This window comes from Pseudomonas putida, assembly GCF_003228315.1.
Taxonomy (GTDB): domain Bacteria; phylum Pseudomonadota; class Gammaproteobacteria; order Pseudomonadales; family Pseudomonadaceae; genus Aquipseudomonas; species Aquipseudomonas putida_S.
In genome coordinates, this window is sequence record NZ_CP029693.1 from 3058837 (window position 1) to 3080702 (window position 21866).

A 21866-nucleotide genomic window follows, 5' to 3' on the forward strand; every position below is an offset into this window, starting at 1 on the left:
GCGTAGACGGCTTGGGGATATGTACGAATATTCCGGAAACGGTAGCAAGGCCTGTAGGAGCGAGCCTGCTCGCAATGGACTCAAGAACGCCGCGCTTATCCTTTAGCCAGCGTTATCGTTGACGACCATCGCGAGCTTGCTCGCTCCTACAAGTGAACGCGTTACTGCCGTGCGCGCAGCTGTTGCTGCAGATTCTGGATCTGCGCCTGAAGGGTGTTGATGTTGCGCGTCACCTGGCCACGGAAGGCGTCGAATTCCGCGGTGTTGGTTGCGCCTTGAGCCGGTGCGGGACGATTGTCCTGCACGCTTTTGAGCACCACGACTTCCTGTTCCAGACGCTCGATAGCGGCACTCGGGTTGCCTTGTTTCTTCAGTGCGGTGATATCGGCACCCAGGCTCTTGAGTTGTGCATCGAACTTCTCGCTGTCAGCCGGGGCATTTTTCAGGGCTGTCAGCTCGCCCGTCACGGTTTTCAGCTGGGCCTGCAATTGAGCGTTGGCGGCCTGTTGTTCGGTGTTCTGGGCAACGGCTTGCGCCAGGCGCTTGTCCAGCTCGCTGGTCTGGGCACTCATCTGTGCCAGGCGCTTGTCCAGATCCGAGGCCTGGCCGGCCACGCCCTGTTGCTGCTGGTCCTGATCGCGCAGCCGGGTTTCCAGCTGTTTGATTTGCAGCTTCAAGGCTTCGCTGTCGGTGGTGACGTTGGTCTGGCTGGCGACCACCTTGCCGGAAATGTCCTGCAAGCGCCCCGCCGCTTCCTCACTGATCCGCGCGAAGCTTTCCTGGGTCGCGACCAGTTGTTGCTCCATCAGGGAAATCTGCTGAAAGCTCCACCAGGCCAGGCCCGCGAACGCAAAGAACAACGCGCCAACCAGTGCCCACAACGGCCCGGTGCTCGCCGCCCGGACCCTGGTCACCGGCGCAGGCCGTGAATGCACGGAGTTGCGAGCGGTGACCGGAAAATCATCGTCGTCGAGGCTGTCGGCACGCAGGCTCGGTACATCGAAGTCGTCGTTGGCATCGTTACGCATGGCTATTGAGTCAACCTTTGTGAATCGGTGATGGCTTTATGCTGCGAGTATACCCCCCAACCGCCGCAACGATTGACCCTCAACCCTGGAGTCGGTTCATTGCGCGGCGGCTCAGCTGATCGCCTGGGCTTTCCACCAAGTACAGAATTCATCGAGGGCGGTCCACAGGCTGACCTTGGGGTCGTAGTCCAGATAATGCCGGGCGCGGCTGATGTCGAGGGTGAAGTTTTTGTTCATGACCTGCATGCCCAGGCGCGACAGCGTCGGCTCCGGGCGCCCCGGCCACAACTTGCAGGCGCCTTCATTGAGTGCCGCGACAGAGTAGGCCAGGCCGTAGGAACGGTAGCGTGTCACCTGTGGGACTTCCATGTTGCGCATGACGTAATTGACCACGTCCCACAGGGGAATCGGCGTACCGTTGCTGATGTTGTAGGCACGACCCAGGGCCGACCCGCTGGCCAGCAAACTGCTGAGCAACGCCTCGTTGAGGTTTTGCACGCTGGTGAAATCTACCTTGTTCAGGCCGTTGCCAATGATCGCCAGGCGCCCCTTGCGCTGCATCTTGAGCAAGCGCGGGAAGATGCTCATGTCGCCGGCGCCGGTGACGAAACGCGGGCGCAGGGCCAGGGTTTCAAGCCCGAACTCCTGGGCGCCGAAGACCTTCTGCTCGGCCAGGTATTTGGTCGCAGCGTACGGATGTTTGAAGCGTTTCGGCACTTGCTCTTCGGTCAGTCCCAGATGATCGCGGCCGTCGAAGTAGATCGATGGCGAGGACAAATGCACCAGCCGCCGGACCCGCTGCTTCAGGCAGGCTTCAACCACGTTTTCGGTGACTTCGACATTGCCCTGGTGGAAGTCCTGATAGCGCCCCCACAGGCCGACCGCACCGGCGCAATGCACCACGGCTTCGACGTCGGTACATAGCTGACGGGTGAACTCCGGGTCGCTCAGATCACCCTGGGCAAAATCGGCGCCACGGCGCACCAGGTGCTCCACGCCTTCGGCCCGGCGTCCGTTGATCCGCACCTCTAGCCCCTGCTCCAGGGCAAAACGCGCAAAGCGCCCGCCAATGAAGCCGCTCGCGCCGGTGACCAGAATTTTCATGGGGGGGTTCCTTCGGATACAGCTGCAGGCTTTCTGTTAAAAGCTGCAAGTTTAAATAATGCGCTGGCCTTCGCTTGGCGCTTGCAGCTTGACGCTTAAAGCGGCCCGAAGGGCACGAGCCATTGTTTGGTTGCGCGCAGCAATTGGTCGGTGAGTACCCCGAGCAATTGCCCGCCATTGCGCCAATGATGCCAGTACAGCGGCACATCGATCGGTTTATCTGGAAGAAGCTCGCGCAACGTGCCGCTTTTCAGCTGATCACGAGCCTGCAACTCCGGCACCAGGCCCCAGCCGAGCCCCGCTTCGGCCAAGCGCAGGAAGCCTTCGGACGAGGGGCACAAATGGTGCTCGAAGCCGCCATCGACACCGAGGGACGCCAGGTAGCGATGTTGCAGGAAGTCATCCGGGCCGAAGACCAGGGCCGGGGTCCGAGCCAATTGCTCGGCACGCACACCGTCCGGGAAATGCCGTTCGATGAAAGCCGGGCTGGCCAGTGCGCGATATCGCATCGCCCCCAGCAAGACGCTGCGGGCACCGGCCACCGGCCGCTCGCTGGCGCACAGACAGGCCGCCACTTCCCCCGCGCGCATGCGCTTGAGGCCGACTGTCTGGTCTTCCACGATCAGCTCCATCAGCACATGCTGCTCGGCGCAAAAGTCCCCCACGGCCTGCGCCCACCAGGTCGCCAGGCTGTCGGCGTTCAAGGCGATGCGCAAGCGTTCCGGCAGCCCTTCTTCATCCAGCGCCGGCACCAGGCTTTGCAGATCGCGCTCGAGCAGGCGCACCTGTTGCACATGGTTGAGCAGGCGTCGGCCGATTTCCGTCGGCGACGGCGGCGTGCCACGCACCAGCACCGGTTGCCCTACCCGCGCTTCGAGCAATTTGATGCGCTGGGAGATCGCCGATTGCGACAGCCCAAGCACCTGTGCGGCCCGTTCGAAACCCGCCTGTTCGACCACGGCAGCCAGGGCGGACAGTAATTTATAGTCGAACATCAGTTTTCCTAATGAGCGATCAGCAGTATTGGTTTTTCTTATACAGCGAAGTGCCCGAGAATGACCAGCAAGAACTCTTGAACAGGAAACACCCCATGGCTGGCGAAACTTCATTGGCAACGCTGCTGCGCAGCATGAGCCCGCAACTCAACGCTGGCGAATATGTGTTCTGCACCCTGCACGACGGTCAGTTGCCGCAAGGCCTGGACATAATCGGCAGCTTTCGCGAGCAGGAAGGCCTGACAGTCATTCTCGAACGCTCTCACGCCGAACAGGCCGGTTTCAGTTTCGACTACATCGCGGCCTGGATCACCCTGAACGTGCACTCGGCCCTGGAAGCCGTCGGCCTCACCGCCGCCTTCGCCACGGCATTGGGCAAGGCTGGCATCAGTTGCAACGTGATCGCCGGCTACTACCACGACCATTTGTTTGTCGGCCAGGCCGACGCCGAACGCGCCATGCAAGTGCTGCGCGACCTGGCAGCGAACGCGGAGTAATCATCATGTGGCAAAGCTATGTAAATGGCCTGTTGGTGGCCTTCGGCCTGATCATGGCGATCGGCACGCAAAACGCGTTTGTGCTGGCGCAGAGCCTGCGACGTGAACATCACCTGCCGGTGGCGGCACTGTGCGTGGCTTGCGATGCGATTCTGGTGGCCGCCGGGGTATTCGGCCTGGCCACGGTGCTGGCGCAGAACCCGACCTTGTTGGCGGTCGCCCGTTGGGGTGGTGCGGTGTTTTTGATCTGGTACGGCAGCCAGGCGTTGCGCCGGGCCTTTTCGAAACAAAGCCTGCAACAGGGTGAGAATCAGACCGTTCGTTCGCTGCGGGCGGTGATGCTCAGCGCGTTGGCCGTGACCCTGCTCAACCCCCATGTGTATCTGGACACCGTCTTGCTGATTGGCTCCCTGGGAGCGCAACAAACCGAACCCGGTGCTTATGTAGTGGGTGCGGCCAGTGCTTCATTGCTGTGGTTCTTTACCCTGGCGCTGGGCGCTGCGTGGTTGGCGCCATGGCTGGCCCGCCCAAGTACCTGGCGCATTCTTGACCTGTTGGTGGCGGTGATGATGTTCGCGGTAGCTTTGCAACTGATCACGGCTGGCTGATTTATTCCAAAAGGCTCTGGAACCTCTATTCCACACAGTTGTTGCGTGGTTATGCCGCACCCCCGGTGCTATGATCCGACCCTGCGCCGCAAAGAGTATAAAACTCCCCGGCGCTTGTCTGGCCGCCCGTGATCGGCCTTGCGCTCACCGCACCTGACCTGATTAGGAGATCCACCATGGCTTTCGAATTGCCGCCACTGCCTTACGCTCACGATGCACTGCAGCCGCACATTTCCAAGGAAACTCTGGAATTCCACCACGACAAGCACCACAACACCTACGTCGTGAACCTGAACAACCTGGTGCCAGGCACCGAGTTCGAAGGCAAGACCCTGGAAGAAATCGTCAAGACTTCCTCGGGCGGTATCTTCAACAACGCCGCTCAGGTCTGGAACCACACTTTCTACTGGAACTGCCTGGCACCAAACGCCGGCGGTCAACCAACCGGCGCACTGGCTGAAGCCATCAACGCCGCTTTCGGTTCCTTCGACAAGTTCAAGGAAGAATTCAGCAAGACTTCCATCGGCACCTTCGGTTCCGGCTGGGGCTGGCTGGTGAAAAAGGCTGACGGTTCCCTGGCACTGGCCAGCACCATCGGCGCCGGCAACCCGCTGACCAACGGCGACACCCCGCTGCTGACCTGCGACGTCTGGGAACACGCCTACTACATCGACTACCGTAACCTGCGTCCTAAGTACGTTGAAGCGTTCTGGAACCTGGTTAACTGGAAATTCGTGGCTGAGCAGTTCGAAGGCAAAACCTTCACCGCTTAAGCTCGTATGCCAGACAAAAACCCGGCTTTCATGCCGGGTTTTTTTATGGCTGCAAGAGATTGATTGCCTGCCGGGCCGCCATCGCGAGCAGGCTCGCTCCTACAGGGATGGGGTACATCCGCTAAATCAGGTCGGCTGTCAGGCCGCCATCGCTGGCAAGCCTTACTCCTACAGGGGTGCGGCGAACACCCGCTCCGCTCTACACCACTCAACAGGCCGAGCGTTAGCTCGCCTGCCGCTTTTGATTTTGATCCACCCGCCCCTTAGGGAGGCTGAGTGGAGGCGTTTATCCGGGGGGAAGGCGCGTAGCGCCGTGCGGCGAAGCCGCACACATCGAGAGGAGGTGCAGCGAAGCAAACCGGAGGCGATGCCCCCGGATGAATGCCGGAGCGAAGGAACCCCGAGCCTCAGCGAGGGGCCGGACTCCGGGGCGAGACCTTTGCTTCCTTTGGGGCGTTTGCCAAAGGGAGTCGACCGTCAGGTCGAAACCATAAGTGGCCGTTACCGCAGAAATGGATATGTACCCACCCCAAAATGAAACGAATCCCCAACCCCTTGCCCCAGAGCCACACCCGTCTACCATCAATCAAAAGGAAATTTTCTCCACCTCCCCTCAAGTTGAAGGACTCGACAACCGACACAGTACTAATCGGAGATTTACCCCGGTCAACAGCATATCGGCCAAGCTGCAGGCAAAATCCCGCACGCATGATTGACCCTTTGACTGCCATCACGGGATTGCCAATACTCATGGCTACTTGATGCTACCCGCACGGAACAAGGAATAACCCTTTGAAGCTGGAACTCAAGAACAGCTTGTCGGTGAAGTTGCTCCGGGTCGTGCTCCTGTCGGCATTGATCGTCGGCGTGGTCTTGAGCTGCGCACAGATCGTTTTCGATGCCTATAAAACACGCCAGGCCGTCGCCAATGATGCCGAACGCATCCTCGACATGTTTCGCGATCCCTCGACCCAGGCCGTCTACAGCCTGGACCGTGAGATGGGCATGCAGGTCATCGAAGGCCTGTTCCAGGACGACGCCGTGCGCCAAGCGTCCATCGGCCATCCCAATGAAGCCATGCTCGCGCAAAAATCCCGCGACTTGCAGCAATCCAACAGTCGCTGGCTGACCGACCTGATCCTCGGCCAGGAACGCACCTTCACCACCCAGTTGGTGGGCCGCGGGCCTTACAGCGAGTATTACGGCGACCTGAGCATCACCCTCGACACCGCCACCTATGGGCAAGGTTTCATCGTCAGTTCGGTGATCATCTTCATTTCCGGCGTACTGCGCGCCATGGCGATGGGGCTGGTGCTGTATCTGGTCTATCACTGGCTGCTGACCAAGCCGCTGTCGCGGATCATCGAGCACCTGACCGAAATCAACCCGGACCGCCCCAGCGAACACAAGATTCCGCAGCTCAAGGGCCACGAAAAGAACGAGTTGGGCATCTGGATCAACACCGCCAACCAGTTGCTGGAGTCCATCGAGCGCAATACCCATCTGCGTCACGAGGCGGAAAACAGCCTGCTGCGCATGGCCCAGTACGATTTTCTGACCGGCCTGCCGAACCGCCAGCAATTGCAGACGCAACTGGACAAGATTCTCGTTGATGCCGGCAAGCTGCAGCGGCGGGTCGCGGTGTTGTGTGTCGGCCTGGATGACTTCAAGGGCATCAACGAACAGTTCAGCTACCAGACCGGCGACCAGTTGCTGCTGGCCCTGGCCGATCGCTTGCGGGCGCACAGTGGACGCCTCGGCGCCCTCGCCCGTCTCGGCGGTGACCAGTTCGCCCTGGTGCAGGCCGATATCGAACAGCCTTACGAGGCCGCCGAACTGGCACAAAGCATTCTCGATGACCTGGAAGCGGCGTTTGCCCTCGATCATCAGGAAATCCGCCTGCGCGCCACCATCGGCATCACCCTCTTCCCCGAAGACGGTGACAGCACCGAGAAGCTGCTGCAAAAAGCCGAGCAGACCATGACCCTGGCCAAGACCCGCTCGCGCAACCGTTATCAGTTCTACATCGCCAGTGTCGACACCGAGATGCGCCGTCGCCGCGAGCTGGAAAAAGACCTGCGCGATGCCCTGACCCGCGAGCAGTTCTACCTCGTCTATCAGCCGCAAATCAGCTATCGCGATAACCGTGTGGTTGGCGTAGAGGCGCTGATTCGCTGGCAGCACCCCGAGCACGGGCTGGTTCCGCCGGACCTGTTCATCCCGCTGGCCGAGCAGAACGGCACCATCATTGCCATCGGCGAGTGGGTGCTGGACCAGGCCTGCAAGCAATTGCGCGACTGGCATGACCAGGGCTTCAGCGACCTGCGCATGGCGGTGAACCTGTCCACGGTTCAACTGCACCACGCCGAGTTGCCACGGGTGGTCAACAACCTGCTGCAGATGTATCGCCTGCCGCCGCGCAGCCTGGAACTGGAGGTCACCGAGACCGGCCTGATGGAAGACATCAGCACCGCCGCCCAGCACTTGCTCAGCCTGCGCCGCTCCGGCGCATTGATTGCGATTGACGACTTCGGCACGGGCTACTCGTCACTGAGTTATCTGAAAAGCCTGCCGCTGGACAAGATCAAGATCGACAAGAGCTTTGTGCAGGACCTGCTCGATGACGACGATGACGCGACCATCGTTCGCGCCATCATCCAGTTGGGCAAGAGCCTGGGCATGCAGGTGATTGCCGAAGGCGTGGAAACCGCCGAGCAGGAGGCCTACATCATCTCCGAAGGCTGCCATGAAGGTCAGGGTTATCACTACAGCAAACCGCTGTCGGCCCGGGAATTGGGGGCCTATCTGAAGCAGGCCCAGCGCAGCAACGCCGCCATCTGGTAACCCCGTTTCACCTGTAGGAGCAAAGCTTGCTCGCGATGCATCCGAGAACGCCGTGAACTGTCAGACAGCCAGCGTTATCGTTTGCGACCATCGCGAGCAAGCTTTGCTCCTACAGATCGCTTACACATGCCCCCCTGAATAAGAAATATTTCCAAGAACAACTCTTTACACATAATGCGAAAGATTTGCATTATGTCGCAGTTTTGCGCGACGAACGCGCCATACCACCCCTCTCGAAGCAGGATGTTCGCCATGATTCGTATGCCTCTGGCTACCGCCAGTCTGTTGGCCATCGCTATTTCCCTCGCCGGTTGCGGCGAAGGCAAAGACAAAGAAAAAGCTGCCGCCCCTGCGCCAGCGGCCAGCACCGCTGCTGCCCCGGCGACTCCAGCCGCCGCACCTGCCGCAGCCGGCAAAGTCGATGAAGCCGCCGCCAAAGCCGTTGTCGCGCATTACGCCGACATGGTTTTCGCCGTTTACAGCGATGCCGAATCCACCGCGAAAAACCTGCAAAAAGCCGTGGATGCCTTCCTCGCCAAGCCGAACGCCGACACCCTGAAAGCGGCCAAGGAAGCCTGGGTCGCTGCCCGCGTTCCTTACCTGCAGAGCGAAGTATTCCGCTTCGGCAACACCATCATCGACGACTGGGAAGGTCAGGTGAACTCCTGGCCTCTGGACGAAGGCCTGATCGACTACGTCGACAAATCCTACGAGCACGCACTGGGTAACCCGGGCGCCACCGCCAACATCATCGCCAATACCGAGATCCAGATCGGCGAAGACAAGGTCGACGTGAAAGACATCACCCCGGAAAAACTCGCCAGCCTGAACGAGCTGGGCGGTTCCGAGGCCAACGTCGCCACCGGCTACCACGCCATCGAATTCCTGCTGTGGGGCCAGGACCTGAACGGCACCGGCCCTGGTGCCGGCAACCGTCCGGCTTCGGATTACCTGGAAGGCGCCGGCGCCACCGGCGGCCACAACGACCGTCGCCGTGCCTACCTGAAAGCCGTAACCCAACTGCTGGTCAGCGACCTGGAAGAAATGGTCGGCAACTGGAAGCCGAACGTGGCCGACAACTACCGCGCCACCCTCGAAGCCGAACCGGCTGAAAGCGGCCTGCGCAAAATGCTGTTCGGCATGGGCAGCCTGTCCCTGGGCGAACTGGCGGGCGAGCGCATGAAGGTTTCCCTGGAAGCCAACTCCCCTGAAGACGAGCAGGATTGCTTCAGCGACAACACTCACAACTCGCACTTCTACGATGCCAAGGGCATTCGTAACGTGTACCTGGGCGAGTACACCCGCGTCGATGGCACCAAAATGACCGGCGCCAGCCTGTCGTCTCTGGTGGCCAAGGCCGACCCGGCTGCCGACACCGCGCTGAAAGCCGACCTGGCCGCGACCGAAGCCAAGATCCAACTGATGGTTGACCACGCCAACAAGGGTGAGCACTACGACCAGTTGATCGCCGCTGGCAATACCGCCGGTAACCAGATCGTGCGCGATGCGATCGCCTCCCTGGTCAAACAGACCGGTTCGATCGAAGCGGCCGCCGGCAAACTGGGCATCACCGACCTGAACCCGGACAACGCTGATCACGAATTCTGATCAACGCGGGTTTGAGTGAACAAGAAAGGCGACCTTCGGGTCGCCTTTTTTATTGGCCTGAACGCAATCCCCTGTAGGAGCGAGCCTGCTCGCGAAGAGGCCATCACAGTCAACATCTTCAGTGCGGCCAATACCGCGATCGCGAGCAGGCTCGCTCCTACAAAGGGAGTTGTGGTGTCATCGTGAATTTTGCCCCACATCAAGCAAACGATAATTCCTCTTATTCAAATTCCCATCCCCTGTTAGACTTTGCGCCCTTATTTTGCTCGTCTTGCAGGATGTCTGATGCCCCCGCTGCCTCTTCGCTTATCCGCACTGGTCATGGCCCTGTGCCTGAGTGCCTGCGATGATGCCCCGCGTTTTACCAAGGCCGAACCCGGTGAAGCCCGGTCCGGGGGCAGTGCGACCGTGCGCAAGACTGATCAGAACGCCTTTTCCCTGCCTTCCGCCAACCTGCCGCCTTCGCGACGGGTGGACTTCAGTGTCGGCAATAGTTTCTTCCGCAGCCCCTGGGTGATCGCGCCGTCGACGACGACCGCTCGCGACGGTCTTGGCCCATTGTTCAACACCAATGCCTGTCAGGGCTGCCACATCAAGGATGGCCGCGGCCATCCGCCGGCTCCGGACGATGCAAACGCCGTGTCGATGCTGGTGCGGCTGTCGATTCCCGATACCCCGGCCTACGCCAAAATCATCGAGCAACAGGGTGTGGTGCCCGAGCCGGTCTACGGCGGGCAATTCCAGGACATGGCCGTGCCCGGTGTCGCCCCGGAGGGCAAGGTGCGAGTGGATTACACGCCGGTGCCGGTTCGCTTCAAGGACGGCACCGAAGTCCAGCTGCGCAAGCCGACCTTGAACATCACCCAGCTGGGCTATGGCCCGATGCACCCCGATACGCGCTTCTCGGCTCGGGTTGCCCCGCCCATGATTGGCCTGGGACTGCTCGAAGCCATTCCTGAAGAGGCCATCCTGGCCAATGCCCAGGCGCAGGTGAAAGAGAACAAAGGCATCGCCGGTCGCCCGAACCGGGTCTGGGATGACGCCCAGCAGAAAACCGTCCTCGGGCGATTTGGCTGGAAAGCCGGGCAACCGAACCTCAATCAACAGAATGTTCACGCCTTTTCTGGTGATATGGGCCTCACGACCAGCCTGAGACCCTTTGATGACTGCACGGACGCACAAACAGCCTGCAAACAGGCACCCAATGGCACCGGCCCCGATGGCGAGCCGGAAGTCAGCGACAACATCCTGCGCCTGGTGCTTTTTTATACCCGAAATCTCGCCGTACCGGCGCGCCGCAATGTCGGCGCCCCCGAGGTACTGGCCGGCAAGAACCTGTTCTATCAGGCTGGCTGCCAGTCCTGTCACACACCGACCTACACCACCGCCGCCAACGCCGCCGAACCTGAACTGGCCAATCAAGTGATTCGCCCTTACAGCGATCTGCTGCTGCACGACATGGGCGACGGACTGGCCGACAACCGCAGCGAATTCCAGGCCGGTGGCCGCGACTGGCGCACACCGCCGTTGTGGGGCATCGGTTTGACCGAAGCGGTCAGCGGCCACACCCAGTTTTTGCATGACGGTCGCGCCCGCAATCTGCTCGAAGCCGTGCTCTGGCATGGCGGCGAAGCGCAGGCCGCACAGCAACAGGTTTTGTCTTTCAACGCCGTCCAGCGTGCTGCGTTGCTGGCGTTTTTGAATTCCCTTTAATACCCATTCCACTCGCGGGAGCCCTGCATGTTCCGTCCCAAACTGTTGTTCACCAGCCTGGCCGCGCTAGCCCTGGGCGCCTGTTCGCCACAGGACCCGCAGGCCGTCACCTCGGCGGCCATCGCCAAATCGGTGATTCTGCCGACCTACACCCGCTGGGTCGAAGCCGACCGCCAACTGGCCGTCAGCGCCCTCGCCTACTGCGAAGGCAAGGAAACCCTGGAAACCGCCCGCGCCGACTTCCTGCACGCACAAAAAGCCTGGGCCGAGCTGCAACCGTTGCTGATCGGTCCCCTGGCCGAAGGCAACCGTTCGTGGCAGATACAGTTCTGGCCGGACAAGAAAAACCTCGTCGGTCGTCAGGTCGAACAACTGGTCACCGCCCAGCCACAGATCGACGCCGCTGCGCTGGCCAAATCCAGCGTCGTGGTTCAGGGCCTGTCGGCCTACGAATACATCCTGTTCGACAGCAAGCCTGATGTGGAAAACGCCGAGCAAAAAGCCCGCTACTGCCCGCTGCTGGTCGCCATTGGCGAGCGTCAGAAGCAACTGGCCGAAGAGATCCTGAAAACCTGGAACAACACCGACGGCATGCTCGCGCAGTTGAGCAAGTTCCCCAACCAGCGCTATGCCGACTCCCACGAAGCGATCGCCGATCTGCTGCGCGTGCAGGTCACCGCACTCGACAGCCTGAAGAAGAAACTCGGCACGCCGATGGGCCGCCAGACCAAAGGTGTGCCGCAACCGTTCCAGGCCGATGCATGGCGCAGCCAGTCGTCCCTGACGAGCATGGAAGCCAGCCTCGCCGCCGCCAAAACCGTGTGGGAAGGTGTCGACAACAAGGGCATTCGTGGCTTGTTGCCAAGCGACCAGAAAGCCTTGGCCGACAAGATCGACGCCGCCTACGCCGCATCGCTCAAACTGTTCGCCAGCAACCAGCGCTCGCTGACTGAAATGCTCAACGACGACGCCGGTCGCCAGCAACTCAACGATCTTTACGACAGCCTCAACGTGGTCCACCGCTTGCACGAAAGCGATCTGGCCAAGGCGCTGGGCATCCAACTGGGCTTCAACGCCAACGACGGTGACTGATGAGGACGAGTGCCATGCTGCGACGTCAGGCTCTGACTTTAGGTAGTTTGCTGCTGGGAGCAGTGACACTGGGCGGCTGGACGCTGTTCAAACGCAAGGATCAGAGCCCGTTGCTGCTGTCGGCGCGGGACGATACCGACGGCAAGCACTATGCCGTCGGTTATCGGCTGGATGGCACCCGGGTGTTTGCCACCCAGGTCGGCCAGCGCTGCCACGACATCATCAACCACCCGGCGCAGCCCATCGCGCTGTTCGTGGCCCGGCGCCCGGGTACCGAGAGTTACCTGATCGACCTGCGTGACGGTACGCTGCTGCAAACGGTAACTTCGCAGCCGAACCGGCACTTCTACGGTCACGCGGTGATTCACCACAGCGGCGACTGGCTGTACGCCACCGAGAACGACACCACCGATCCGGGTCGCGGCCTGCTCGGTGTTTACAAGTTCGAAGGCGAGCGCCTGGTGCACAGCGGCGAGATTTCCACCCATGGCCTGGGTCCGCATCAGGTGTCGTGGATGCCCGACGGCGAAACCCTGGTGGTGGCCAATGGCGGGATTCGCACCGAGGCCGAAAGCCGCGTCGACATGAACCTCAACGCCATGGAGCCGAGCCTGGTGCTGATGCAACGCGACGGCACCCTGCTGAGCAAGGAAACCCTCGCCCAGCAGATGAACAGCGTGCGTCACCTGGGCATTGCCAGCGACGGCACCATCGTCGCCGGCCAGCAATTCATGGGGGCATCCCATGAGCGCTCGGAACTGCTGGCGATCAAGCGTCCCGGGCAGCCATTCGTGGCATTCCCGGTGCCCGAGCATCAGTTGCAGGCCATGGGGCACTACACCGCGAGCGTCGCGGTGCACAGTGACTTGCGCCTGGTGGCGTTGACTGCGCCACGGGGCAACCGCTTTTTCATCTGGGACCTGGACAGCGGCGAAGTGCGCCTGGATGCACCACTTCCCGATTGCGCCGGCGTGGGCGCCGTGGCCGACGGGTTTGTCGTGACCTCGGGCCAGGGCCGCTGCCGCTACTATGACTGCCGCCAGACAAACCTTGTTGCAAAACCGCTGGAGCTACCGGCGGGGCTCTGGGACAACCATCTGCATCTGATGGCGTAACCGCCCCCTGCAGGAGCGAGCCTGCTCGCGATGGACGTCAACGATGACGTGGGCTGCCGGAATGCCTGCGTTGCCATGAAGTTCTTCGCGAGCAGGCTCGCTCCTATGGGTTTTTGCGCTCTGCGCAGGCTGCGATCTTTTCAGGGTTTTAACGTTCTAATACCTCGCTACCTGTAAAAACTGGCAGTTGGATTCCCCTTCCCACTCGCGGTAATGTGCCCGACTGTCTCACCTGATTTCTCCAAGGAACTGGAAATATGCTGCGTCGCCGCATGCTGATCATGTTGGGTGTTGTGCTGCTGATCGTGCTGGTACTGGCCGGGTACAAAGCCTTCTCCATCTATACGATGATTCAAGGTTTCTCCGCGCCCAAACCGCCCATCAGCGTCGCCGTGGCCACGGCTACCGAAAAACCATGGCAAGCGCGCCTGCCGACTGTCGGTACGCTCAAGGCATTGCAGGGCGTGGACCTGAGCCTGGAGACCGACGGCACGGTCGTCGATTTGCAGTTCGAGTCAGGGCAGAAGGTCAAGGCCGGTCAGCCCCTGCTACGACTCGACAGCGCGGTGGAAACAGCCCTGCTCGAAACCGCCCAGGCTGACCTGGGGCTGGCCCAGGTCGATTTTGGCCGAGGCAGCCAACTGGTCGGCAGCCAGGCGATTTCCAAAGGTGAATTCGACCGACTCTCGGCGGTGCTGAAAAAGAGTAAGGCCACGGTCAATCAGCTCAAGGCGGCCCTGGGCAAGAAGAGCATCGTCGCACCGTTCAGCGGGACCATCGGCATTCGTCAGGTAGACATCGGCGACTATCTGGCCAGCGGCACCATGATCGCCACCCTGCAAGACCTCAGCAGCCTCTACGTCGACTTTTATGTACCGGAACAGTCGGTACCGAAAATCGCCCTCGGCCAGCCGGTTGAAATCATCGTCTCGGCGTATCCCTCCCAGTCCTTCCCCGGCACCATCAGCGCGATCAACCCGAAGCTCGAAAACAGCACGCGCAACATGCAGGTTCGCGCGACCCTGGCCAACCCGGACGGCAAATTGCTGCCGGGAATGTTCGCCAGCCTTCAGGTCATGCTGCCCAACCCGCAGCAGCGCATCGTCGTGCCGGAAAGTGCGATCACCTACACCCTCTATGGCAACTCGGTGTATGTCGCCGCGCAGAAGAAAGCCGAAGACGGCAGCGTGGAGAAAGACGACAAGGGCCAGCCGATCCTGGTCGCCGAACGACGCTTCGTCGAAACCGGCGAACGCCGTGACGGGATGGTGATGATCACCAAGGGCGTACAGAACGGCGAAACCGTCGTCACCGCCGGCCAGATCAAACTGGACAACGGTGCCCACATCGCCATCAGCGATGACAAGACCCTGGTCGAGAAGAACAGCCAGCCACGCGCTGACTGATCAAGGAATCCACATGGCTTTTACCGATCCGTTCATCCGCCGCCCGGTACTCGCGACCGTGGTGAGCCTGCTGATTGTGCTGCTGGGCTTCCAGGCCTGGAGCAAGCTGCCGCTGCGCCAGTATCCGCAAATGGAAAACGCCCTGATCACGGTCACTACCGCGTACCCCGGGGCCAACGCCGAAACCATCCAGGGCTACATCACCCAGCCGATGCAGCAGAGCCTGGCCAGTGCCGAGGGCATCGACTACATGACCTCGGTCAGTCGTCAGAATTTCTCGGTGATCTCGATCTACGCGCGTATCGGCTCCAACAGTGACCGCCTGTTCACGGAACTGCTGGCCAAGGCCAACGAGGTCAAGAACCAGTTGCCCCAGGACGCCGAGGACCCGGTCCTGAGCAAGGAAGCCGCCGACGCTTCGGCACTGATGTACATCAGCTTTTTCAGCAAGGAACTGAGCAACCCGCAGATCACCGACTACCTGTCGCGGGTCATCCAGCCGAAGCTGGCGACCCTGCCCGGCATGGCCGAAGCCGAGATTCTCGGCAACCAGGTCTTCGCCATGCGCCTGTGGCTGGACCCGGTGAAACTCGCCGGCTTCGGCCTGACGGCCAGTGACGTGACCAATGCGGTGCGCCAGTACAACTTCCTCTCCGCCGCCGGCGAGGTTAAAGGCGAATACGTCGTCACCAGCATTAACGCCAGCACCGAACTCAAGTCCGCCGAAGCCTTCGCCGCCATTCCACTGAAGGTCGATGGCGACAGTCGAGTGCTGTTGCGTGACGTCGCGCGGGTCGAGATGGGCGCAGAAAACTACGACACCATCAGTTCCTTCGGTGGCACGCCCTCGGTGTATATCGGCATCAAGGCCACCCCCGGCGCCAACCCGCTGGACGTGATCAAGGAAGTGCGCAAGATCATGCCGGACCTTGAGGCGCAGCTTCCGCCCAACCTCAAGGCCGAAATCGCCTACGACGCCACGCTGTTCATCCAGGCATCGATCGATGAAGTGGTGAAAACCCTGTTCGAGGCGGTGCTGATCGTCATTGTGGTGGTGTTCCTGTTCCTCGGAGCGTTGCGTTCGGTGGTGATCCCGGTGGTGACCATTCCGCTGTCGATGATCGGCGTGATGTTCTTCATGCAGATGATGGGCTATTCGATCAACCTGCTGACTTTGCTGGCGATGGTGTTGGCCATCGGCCTCGTGGTGGACGACGCCATTGTGGTGGTGGAAAACATTCACCGGCACATCGAGGAAGGCAAGACACCGCTGGAGGCCGCCCTCGAAGGTGCACGGGAAATCGCCATGCCGGTGGTGTCGATGACCATCACCCTGGCGGCTGTGTATGCGCCGATCGGCTTCCTGACCGGGCTGACCGGGGCGCTGTTCAAGGAGTTCGCCCTGACCCTGGCCGGAGCGGTGGTGATCTCCGGCATCGTCGCCCTGACGCTGTCACCGATGATGTGCGCCTTCTTGCTGCGCCACGACGAAAACCCCACGGGCCTGGCACACCGCCTCGACCGGATTTTCGAAAGCCTCAAACGCCGCTACCAAAGCCTGCTGCACGGCACGCTCAATACCCGGCCGGTGGTGCTGGTGTTTGCCGTGATCGTGCTGTGCCTGATTCCGGTCCTGCTCAAATTCACCAAGTCGGAACTGGCGCCGGATGAAGACCAGGGCATCATTTTCATGATGGCCAGCGCCCCGCAACCGACCAACCTCGATTACCTGAACACCTACACCGACGAGTTCGTCTCGATCTTCAAGGCTTTTCCCGAGTACTACTCCTCGTTCCAGATCAACGGGTTCAACGGTGTGCAATCGGGCATCGGCGGCTTCCTGCTCAAGCCCTGGAACGAACGGCACCGAACCCAGATGCAGATCCTGCCCGACGTACAAGCCAAGCTTGAGGGCATCGCGGGCCTGCAGATTTTCGGATTCAACCTGCCTTCCTTGCCGGGTACCGGGGAGGGTCTGCCATTCCAGTTCGTCATCAACACCGCCAACGATTACGAGTTGCTGTTGCAGGTGGTCGACCGGGTGAAGAAACGCGCCGTCGAGTCCGGCAAGTTCGCGTTTGTCGACGTCGATCTGGCCTTCGACAAGCCTGAAGTGGTGGTGGATATCGATCGCGCCAAGGCGGCGCAGATGGGCGTATCGATGCAGGACCTCGGCGGCACGCTGGCGACCTTGCTGGGTGAAGCGGAAATCAACCGATTCACCATCGAGGGTCGAAGCTACAAAGTCATCGCACAGGTCGAGCGACCGTTCCGTGACAACCCGGACTGGCTGAACAATTACTACGTCAGAAACAACAAGGGCGAACTGCTGGCCCTGTCGACCCTGATTACCGTGACTGACCGGGCCCGACCGCGGCAGTTGAACCAGTTCCAGCAGCTCAACTCGGCGATTCTCTCCGGCGTGCCGCTGGTGAGCATGGGTGAAGCCATCGATACCGTACGCCAGATCGCCCGGGAAGAAGCCCCCGTGGGCTTCGCCGTCGATTACGCCGGCGCCTCGCGGCAATACGTGCAGGAAGGCAGCGCATTGTGGGTAACCTTCGCCCTGGCACTGGCCATCATCTTCCTGGTGCTGGCGGCACAGTTCGAAAGCTTCCGCGACCCGCTGGTGATTCTGGTGACCGTGCCGCTGTCGATCTGCGGCGCATTGCTCCCGCTGTTCCTCGGCTGGTCGAGCATGAATATCTACACCCAGGTCGGGCTGGTGACGCTGATCGGCCTGATCAGCAAACACGGGATCCTGATCGTCGAATTCGCCAACCAGCTACGCAAGGACAAGGGTCTGACGCCACGCGAGGCCGTGGAAGAAGCCGCCTCCATCCGCCTGCGTCCGGTCCTGATGACAACCGCTGCCATGGTGTTCGGCATGGTGCCCTTGATCATCGCCACCGGTGCGGGCGCGGTCAGCCGGTTCGATATCGGCACCGTGATCGCGACGGGGATGTCCATCGGCACGTTGTTTACGTTGTTTGTCCTGCCGTGCGTTTACACGCTTCTGGCCAAACCCGATAAGCCTGAACAGCACTGATAAACACTGTGGGAGCGAGCCTGCTCGCGAATACGGACTGTCATTCAACGAATTTGTTGAATGGAAAGCCGCTTTCGCGAGCAGGCTCGCTCCCACAGTAGATTTCATTGAGATTCAGGACAGGTAAATGAAAAAGGCCTCGCATCAGCGAGGCCTTTTATTTTGGCTTCAATCGTTTCAACGCTATGGCCTCAACCCTTGAGACATTCCAAACACGAACAGCAATAAATCATGATCAGGCTGAGTCGCCACGGATGCTTTGGTAATCCGCGGCAATGGGCAACTTTCCCCATTGCCTGAACTGAAAACCTGCGTGCGTGGCTGCTCCCAGGCAGCCACCGCCAGTGAAGCAACTGCCAAGGCTCCTACTAGAAACAAACCTCGCGCAACTTCGAGTTTCATCGCTATAAACCTTTGATAGCGCTGCCAAACGCCGTCTTATAAAAGTAGACGAGCTTTCCCCAATCCGCCGGGTTGAACGACGAGTGGCGACGCAACTGTTTCATATCGTGTGCAGCCGCTTGCCCTGCGGTCAGACGCTGCCGGCATTTCTCCAGATCGATCAATGCGACCTCGACCTGGGCGGCTTCACCCTCGCCGGTCACACGGAGAAAAACGTGCTTGATGTACAGGCAACTGTGCTGCCAACGGCCCTTGTGCATGCGCGCCAGGTTCTCGGCCAGATCCTTTAACACGCGATCATGCACCGCTTCGCCGTGGCGCTCCCGGCCACCACTGGCGTACCAGTTTTCGATTTCATCGAAGCCATCCAGTGATTTGGTGACCAGCAGCGCGCGCCATTTGTGCACCGGATCACGCTGAGCGCCGCAGTAGATGATCTGCGGGACACGAACACCGAGCTTGCTGACACCCGTGAGGGCGTCACGTTCGCGCAGTACCGTTGGCCGGCCGAACGGGTGCAGCAGCGTACGATGGATATGCCCGGTCTGACGCTTCACATAAAGCAACTGACCATCACTGCCCATGACCCGCTGAACACCACTTTCTCCACCACGGCGGACGTTGGGTTCTTCTACCCAATCACCGCGCTGATTCCAGAAATAGTCGAAGCGGTCCTGGGACCCCATATCCGATCCCTCTGCATACTGCACTGCCATCCTGTTACCTCTTGCGTAATACGTAAACCCGCCACATGGCATAGAGCGGGATAAAGTCCAATCGTTCCTGAATCCGGAACCCTGCCTGCTCAAATTCCTTTTCTACCGTAGCGGCCGGTAACACAAATCGATTTTGGTAACCGACCTGCCCACGTGTTTTCTCTGCGCGCTTGCGTTTCCAGGCTTTGAAATTGCCGTCCACCCACAGCGAAAGGATCACGCTGTCACGGCTAACGCGTTCGAATTCGCGCAAAATAGCCATTCGATGCTCGGCTTCACCGATGTGATGAAGCAAACGCATACAGAATATGCTGTCGACGGCGTTATCAGGTAACGCGATGTCGAATGCAGAAGTGTGCAAGGGTTGTACCCGTTTCACCACATCGGCCGGTTGTGCCTGTGTGGCGATCTTGATCATGGACTCGGAATTGTCGGCGCCGATGATCACGCGATTGGGTTTTTCCGCCAGCATTGGCCAGAAACGCCCCGCGCCACAGGGCAGATCAAGAACCAGTCCTGGCTCACCGACCGCAGTCAGGGCCTTTCGAGCCATCTGAACATCACGCCAGTGCGACAGCCGCCGACCCAAGCCATCCTTATGCTTGCGCAGATAGCGCTTGGCATGTTCATCATCATACTTCTCGGAAAAGTCTAGCTTGATCGGGCCAGCCATCATCAGGTCTCCTGTACTTTCGAATGGCAACCACCTTAGGCAGCAAAATGTCCGCGTCAGGTCATGCAATTGTGAAAATTTTGTCAAGAAAACATCAAATTATTTCGAGATTTTACAAGATGCATCAATTGTCAGAATAGCTCGTCCTCAACCGATCATTTTGTATCCGAGTTATACAAATCCACCTGGAAACGACAACCATTGGGTTCCATGGTGGTGAGGCTGACTGTCCAGCCCTGGTTTTCACAGATGCGTTGCACCAGCGACAACCCCAATCCCAACCCCTCCCCACGCTTCTCCGTGCCCCGCACGAAAGGCTCGAACATCGCTTCGCGTTTTTCCTCGGGGATGCCTACGCCGCTGTCCTCCACCGTGAAACCGTTACGGGTCAAGGTCAGGCGAATGAAACCTTGCTCGGTGTAATGCAATGCATTGCGCAGCAGATTGCCCATGACCGCATGCAGCAACGTTGCGTTATACCGCCCGTCCTGCTCGCTGCCCGGCTCAAAGGTCAGTAGTAGACCTTTGGTCTCGATCGGCTCGCGCCACAGATTGAGCAACCCCTCGGCCACCTGACGCAACGACTGTTGCGGCGACATGCTGGCGTCTTCGCGCTGAGCACGGGCCAGCATCAGGAAGGTTTGCACCAGTTCGCGCATTTCTTCACTGGCGCGGGCAATTCGCTCGACCTGAGCACGGCCGCGCTGATCGATTCGGGGGTTTTCCAGCAGCAGCTCGCATGAACTGGCGAGCACCATCAATGGCGTGCGCAGTTCGTGGCTGACGTCACTGGTAAATAAGCGTTCCCGGGTCAACGCCTGGCGCAAACGGCCGAGGGTTGCATCGAAAGCCACAGCCAGTTCACCGACCTCATCAGCCGCGTAATCCGGAGCTAGCGGCGGCGCCAGCCCGAGCAATTGGTCGCGGTGACGTACCTGACGGGCCAAGCGCACAACCGGCGCCATCACCTTGCGCGCCAGCACCCAACCGAGGAAGACTGCCAATGCCAGGCTCAGTACGAAACCCACCAGCACCACGGCGAACAGCACCCGCTCGCGTTCTTCGAAGTCACTCTGGTCCTGCAACAGCACATAACGCCGTCCATCGACGACTTCGACCATCGCGTGATAGGACAGCTGCTCGCGAAACACCTCGTGAAACCCCGGATCCAGGTGCCGCAGATCCTTGGGCAACTCGAAATCACCCGGCCCACCACTGAAGTAGAACAACTGGTCCGGCTCGGGGCGATGGCTCCAGTCCGCGACGTTATCCATCAGCAACAAACGCTGCAAATCGCCGCCCAGGCCCGCCGAGATCAGCTTTTCTTCTACCAGGTGCACGGTCGCGACAATGCCCATGGCGAAGGCGCCGGCCACCAGCGCGCTCATCAGTGCAAAGGCAATGATGATCCGCTGACTGAGGCTCTGCTTAAACTCCATCACGCCCCTCGGCCAATCGATAACCCACGCCGTGCACGGTATGCAGCAAGGGTTTGGCAAACGGCTTGTCGATCACCTGGCGCAACTGATGGACATGGCTGCGCAGGCTGTCGCTGTCCGGGCAGTCATCGCCCCACAACGCTTCTTCAAGAATTTCCCGACGCAATACGTGGGGACTTTTCTGCATCAGCACCGCCAGCAACTTCAGGCCTACCGGGTTGAGCTTGAGCAAGCGACCTTCACGGGTCACTTCCAGGGTGTCGAGGTCATAGTTCAGATCTGCAACTTGCAGGGTACGACGGCCTCCACCCTGGGTGCGACGCATGACCGCCTCGACCCGCGCTGCCAACTCCGAAAGGGCGAAAGGCTTGATCAGGTAATCGTCGGCACCGGATTTGAAGCCCTGCAACCGATCGTCCAGCTGATCACGGGCGGTGAGCATGATCACCGGTGTGTCCCGACGGGCATCCTCGCGCAGGCGTTTGCACAGGGTGTAGCCGTCGATACCGGGCAGCATGATGTCGAGCACGATCAAGTCATAGTGCTCGGTGGCTGCCAGATGCAGGCCCGACAAACCGTCCTGCGCGCAATCCACGGTGTAGCCTTTGAGCCCCAGGTAATCAGCCAGATTGGCCAGGATGTCGCGGTTGTCTTCAACCAATAAAATTCGCATGGGCATCTCCTCCGTACACAGTAACGGCCGTCTTGGCCCGCGCAGCTTACGGTCAAGTGTGGCCCACGGCTAGGGGAAGGCCACCGAGGAATCGATCCGCTCAACCAAAGCACCGAATTGACAAGTTTTTC

Annotated in this window: 18 protein-coding genes; 10 read left to right on the plus strand and 8 right to left on the minus strand. The window is 60.2% G+C overall.

Translation table 11 applies throughout. The annotated features are described in order from the left end of the window. Window positions 1–161: 161 nt before the first annotated feature. The 3 genes from DKY63_RS14205 to DKY63_RS14215 form a co-directional block, all read right to left on the minus strand. Window positions 162–1034 (minus strand): ATPase, encoded by an 873-nt coding sequence (locus tag DKY63_RS14205; RefSeq protein WP_110964678.1) that lies wholly within the window; start codon window positions 1032–1034, stop codon window positions 162–164. Window positions 1035–1139: 105 nt separating this feature from the next. Next, window positions 1140–2132, minus strand: coding sequence for an NAD-dependent epimerase/dehydratase family protein (locus tag DKY63_RS14210; RefSeq protein ID WP_110964679.1), 993 nt, complete (start codon window positions 2130–2132; stop codon window positions 1140–1142). Between the two features lie 95 nt (window positions 2133–2227). After that, entirely contained in the window at window positions 2228–3127 is a 900-nt protein-coding gene (locus DKY63_RS14215; RefSeq protein ID WP_110964680.1) for a LysR family transcriptional regulator ArgP, read from the minus strand. 95 nt (window positions 3128–3222) lie between these two features. Between DKY63_RS14215 and DKY63_RS14220 the strand changes: the two genes are divergently transcribed. From DKY63_RS14220 to DKY63_RS14265, 10 genes are all read left to right on the plus strand, one after another. After that, window positions 3223–3624 carry an ACT domain-containing protein gene (locus DKY63_RS14220; protein ID WP_110964681.1) on the plus strand — a complete coding sequence of 134 codons (402 nt, stop codon included), beginning with the start codon at window positions 3223–3225 and terminating at the stop codon, window positions 3622–3624. A 5-nt stretch (window positions 3625–3629) separates the two neighbouring features. After that, on the plus strand, window positions 3630–4232 hold the full coding sequence (locus tag DKY63_RS14225; protein ID WP_110964682.1) for a LysE/ArgO family amino acid transporter: 603 nt from the start codon (window positions 3630–3632) through the stop codon (window positions 4230–4232). A gap of 176 nt (window positions 4233–4408) precedes the next feature. Continuing rightward, on the plus strand, window positions 4409–5005 hold the full coding sequence (locus DKY63_RS14230; protein ID WP_008022038.1) for a superoxide dismutase: 597 nt from the start codon (window positions 4409–4411) through the stop codon (window positions 5003–5005). Window positions 5006–5797: 792 nt separating this feature from the next. After that, complete coding sequence (locus DKY63_RS14235; protein ID WP_110964683.1) at window positions 5798–7849, plus strand: putative bifunctional diguanylate cyclase/phosphodiesterase; 2052 nt, start codon at window positions 5798–5800, stop codon at window positions 7847–7849. Window positions 7850–8101: 252 nt separating this feature from the next. After that, window positions 8102–9457 (plus strand): imelysin family protein, encoded by a 1356-nt coding sequence (locus tag DKY63_RS14240; protein ID WP_110964684.1) that lies wholly within the window; start codon window positions 8102–8104, stop codon window positions 9455–9457. 285 nt (window positions 9458–9742) lie between these two features. Beyond that, entirely contained in the window at window positions 9743–11170 is a 1428-nt protein-coding gene (locus tag DKY63_RS14245) for a di-heme oxidoredictase family protein (RefSeq protein WP_110964685.1), read from the plus strand. Window positions 11171–11197: 27 nt separating this feature from the next. Beyond that, window positions 11198–12262 carry an imelysin family protein gene (locus DKY63_RS14250; RefSeq protein ID WP_110964686.1) on the plus strand — a complete coding sequence of 355 codons (1065 nt, stop codon included), beginning with the start codon at window positions 11198–11200 and terminating at the stop codon, window positions 12260–12262. Between the two features lie 14 nt (window positions 12263–12276). After that, on the plus strand, window positions 12277–13377 hold the full coding sequence (locus DKY63_RS14255; protein WP_110964687.1) for a DUF1513 domain-containing protein: 1101 nt from the start codon (window positions 12277–12279) through the stop codon (window positions 13375–13377). Between the two features lie 257 nt (window positions 13378–13634). Continuing rightward, window positions 13635–14783, plus strand: coding sequence for an efflux RND transporter periplasmic adaptor subunit (locus tag DKY63_RS14260; protein WP_110964688.1), 1149 nt, complete (start codon window positions 13635–13637; stop codon window positions 14781–14783). 13 nt (window positions 14784–14796) lie between these two features. After that, window positions 14797–17832, plus strand: coding sequence for a multidrug efflux RND transporter permease subunit (locus DKY63_RS14265; protein ID WP_110964689.1), 3036 nt, complete (start codon window positions 14797–14799; stop codon window positions 17830–17832). A gap of 183 nt (window positions 17833–18015) precedes the next feature. Here DKY63_RS14265 and DKY63_RS14275 read toward each other — a convergent pair whose 3' ends face one another. The 5 genes from DKY63_RS14275 to colR all read right to left on the minus strand — a co-directional run bounded on the left by DKY63_RS14275 (window position 18016) and on the right by colR (window position 21735). Then, the gene (locus tag DKY63_RS14275) at window positions 18016–18234 is read right to left on the minus strand and encodes a hypothetical protein (protein ID WP_110964690.1); all 219 of its coding nucleotides are present in this window, start codon (window positions 18232–18234) and stop codon (window positions 18016–18018) included. Between the two features lie 2 nt (window positions 18235–18236). Further along, a complete protein-coding gene (locus DKY63_RS14280; protein ID WP_110964691.1) occupies window positions 18237–18950 on the minus strand; it encodes a lipopolysaccharide kinase InaA family protein in 714 nt (237 codons plus the stop codon). A gap of 4 nt (window positions 18951–18954) precedes the next feature. Continuing rightward, on the minus strand, window positions 18955–19623 hold the full coding sequence (locus DKY63_RS14285; RefSeq protein WP_110967925.1) for a class I SAM-dependent methyltransferase: 669 nt from the start codon (window positions 19621–19623) through the stop codon (window positions 18955–18957). A gap of 155 nt (window positions 19624–19778) precedes the next feature. Next, window positions 19779–21062 (minus strand): sensor histidine kinase, encoded by a 1284-nt coding sequence (locus DKY63_RS14290; protein ID WP_110964692.1) that lies wholly within the window; start codon window positions 21060–21062, stop codon window positions 19779–19781. Beyond that, window positions 21052–21735 (minus strand): two-component system response regulator ColR, encoded by a 684-nt coding sequence (colR, locus tag DKY63_RS14295; RefSeq protein ID WP_110964693.1) that lies wholly within the window; start codon window positions 21733–21735, stop codon window positions 21052–21054. Before colR ends, DKY63_RS14290 begins: the two co-directional genes overlap by 11 nt. Window positions 21736–21866 lie beyond the last annotated feature (131 nt).

What these genes read in the sequence shown, in the direction of transcription:
- DKY63_RS14255 (WP_110964687.1), top strand. Translation starts at nt 12,277, where the DNA reads ATGCTGCGACGTCAGGCTCTGACTTTAGGTAGTTTGCTGCTGGGAGCA.
- DKY63_RS14265 (WP_110964689.1), top strand. Translation starts at nt 14,797, where the DNA reads ATGGCTTTTACCGATCCGTTCATCCGCCGCCCGGTACTCGCGACCGTG.
- DKY63_RS14220 (WP_110964681.1), top strand. Translation starts at nt 3,223, where the DNA reads ATGGCTGGCGAAACTTCATTGGCAACGCTGCTGCGCAGCATGAGCCCG.
- DKY63_RS14290 (WP_110964692.1), bottom strand. Translation starts at nt 21,062, where the DNA reads ATGGAGTTTAAGCAGAGCCTCAGTCAGCGGATCATCATTGCCTTTGCA.
- DKY63_RS14240 (WP_110964684.1), top strand. Translation starts at nt 8,102, where the DNA reads ATGATTCGTATGCCTCTGGCTACCGCCAGTCTGTTGGCCATCGCTATT.
- DKY63_RS14260 (WP_110964688.1), top strand. Translation starts at nt 13,635, where the DNA reads ATGCTGCGTCGCCGCATGCTGATCATGTTGGGTGTTGTGCTGCTGATC.
- colR (WP_110964693.1), bottom strand. Translation starts at nt 21,735, where the DNA reads ATGCGAATTTTATTGGTTGAAGACAACCGCGACATCCTGGCCAATCTG.
- DKY63_RS14225 (WP_110964682.1), top strand. Translation starts at nt 3,630, where the DNA reads ATGTGGCAAAGCTATGTAAATGGCCTGTTGGTGGCCTTCGGCCTGATC.
- DKY63_RS14280 (WP_110964691.1), bottom strand. Translation starts at nt 18,950, where the DNA reads ATGGCAGTGCAGTATGCAGAGGGATCGGATATGGGGTCCCAGGACCGC.
- DKY63_RS14250 (WP_110964686.1), top strand. Translation starts at nt 11,198, where the DNA reads ATGTTCCGTCCCAAACTGTTGTTCACCAGCCTGGCCGCGCTAGCCCTG.
- DKY63_RS14230 (WP_008022038.1), top strand. Translation starts at nt 4,409, where the DNA reads ATGGCTTTCGAATTGCCGCCACTGCCTTACGCTCACGATGCACTGCAG.
- DKY63_RS14210 (WP_110964679.1), bottom strand. Translation starts at nt 2,132, where the DNA reads ATGAAAATTCTGGTCACCGGCGCGAGCGGCTTCATTGGCGGGCGCTTT.
- DKY63_RS14285 (WP_110967925.1), bottom strand. Translation starts at nt 19,623, where the DNA reads ATGGCTGGCCCGATCAAGCTAGACTTTTCCGAGAAGTATGATGATGAA.
- DKY63_RS14215 (WP_110964680.1), bottom strand. Translation starts at nt 3,127, where the DNA reads ATGTTCGACTATAAATTACTGTCCGCCCTGGCTGCCGTGGTCGAACAG.
- DKY63_RS14275 (WP_110964690.1), bottom strand. Translation starts at nt 18,234, where the DNA reads ATGAAACTCGAAGTTGCGCGAGGTTTGTTTCTAGTAGGAGCCTTGGCA.
- DKY63_RS14245 (WP_110964685.1), top strand. Translation starts at nt 9,743, where the DNA reads ATGCCCCCGCTGCCTCTTCGCTTATCCGCACTGGTCATGGCCCTGTGC.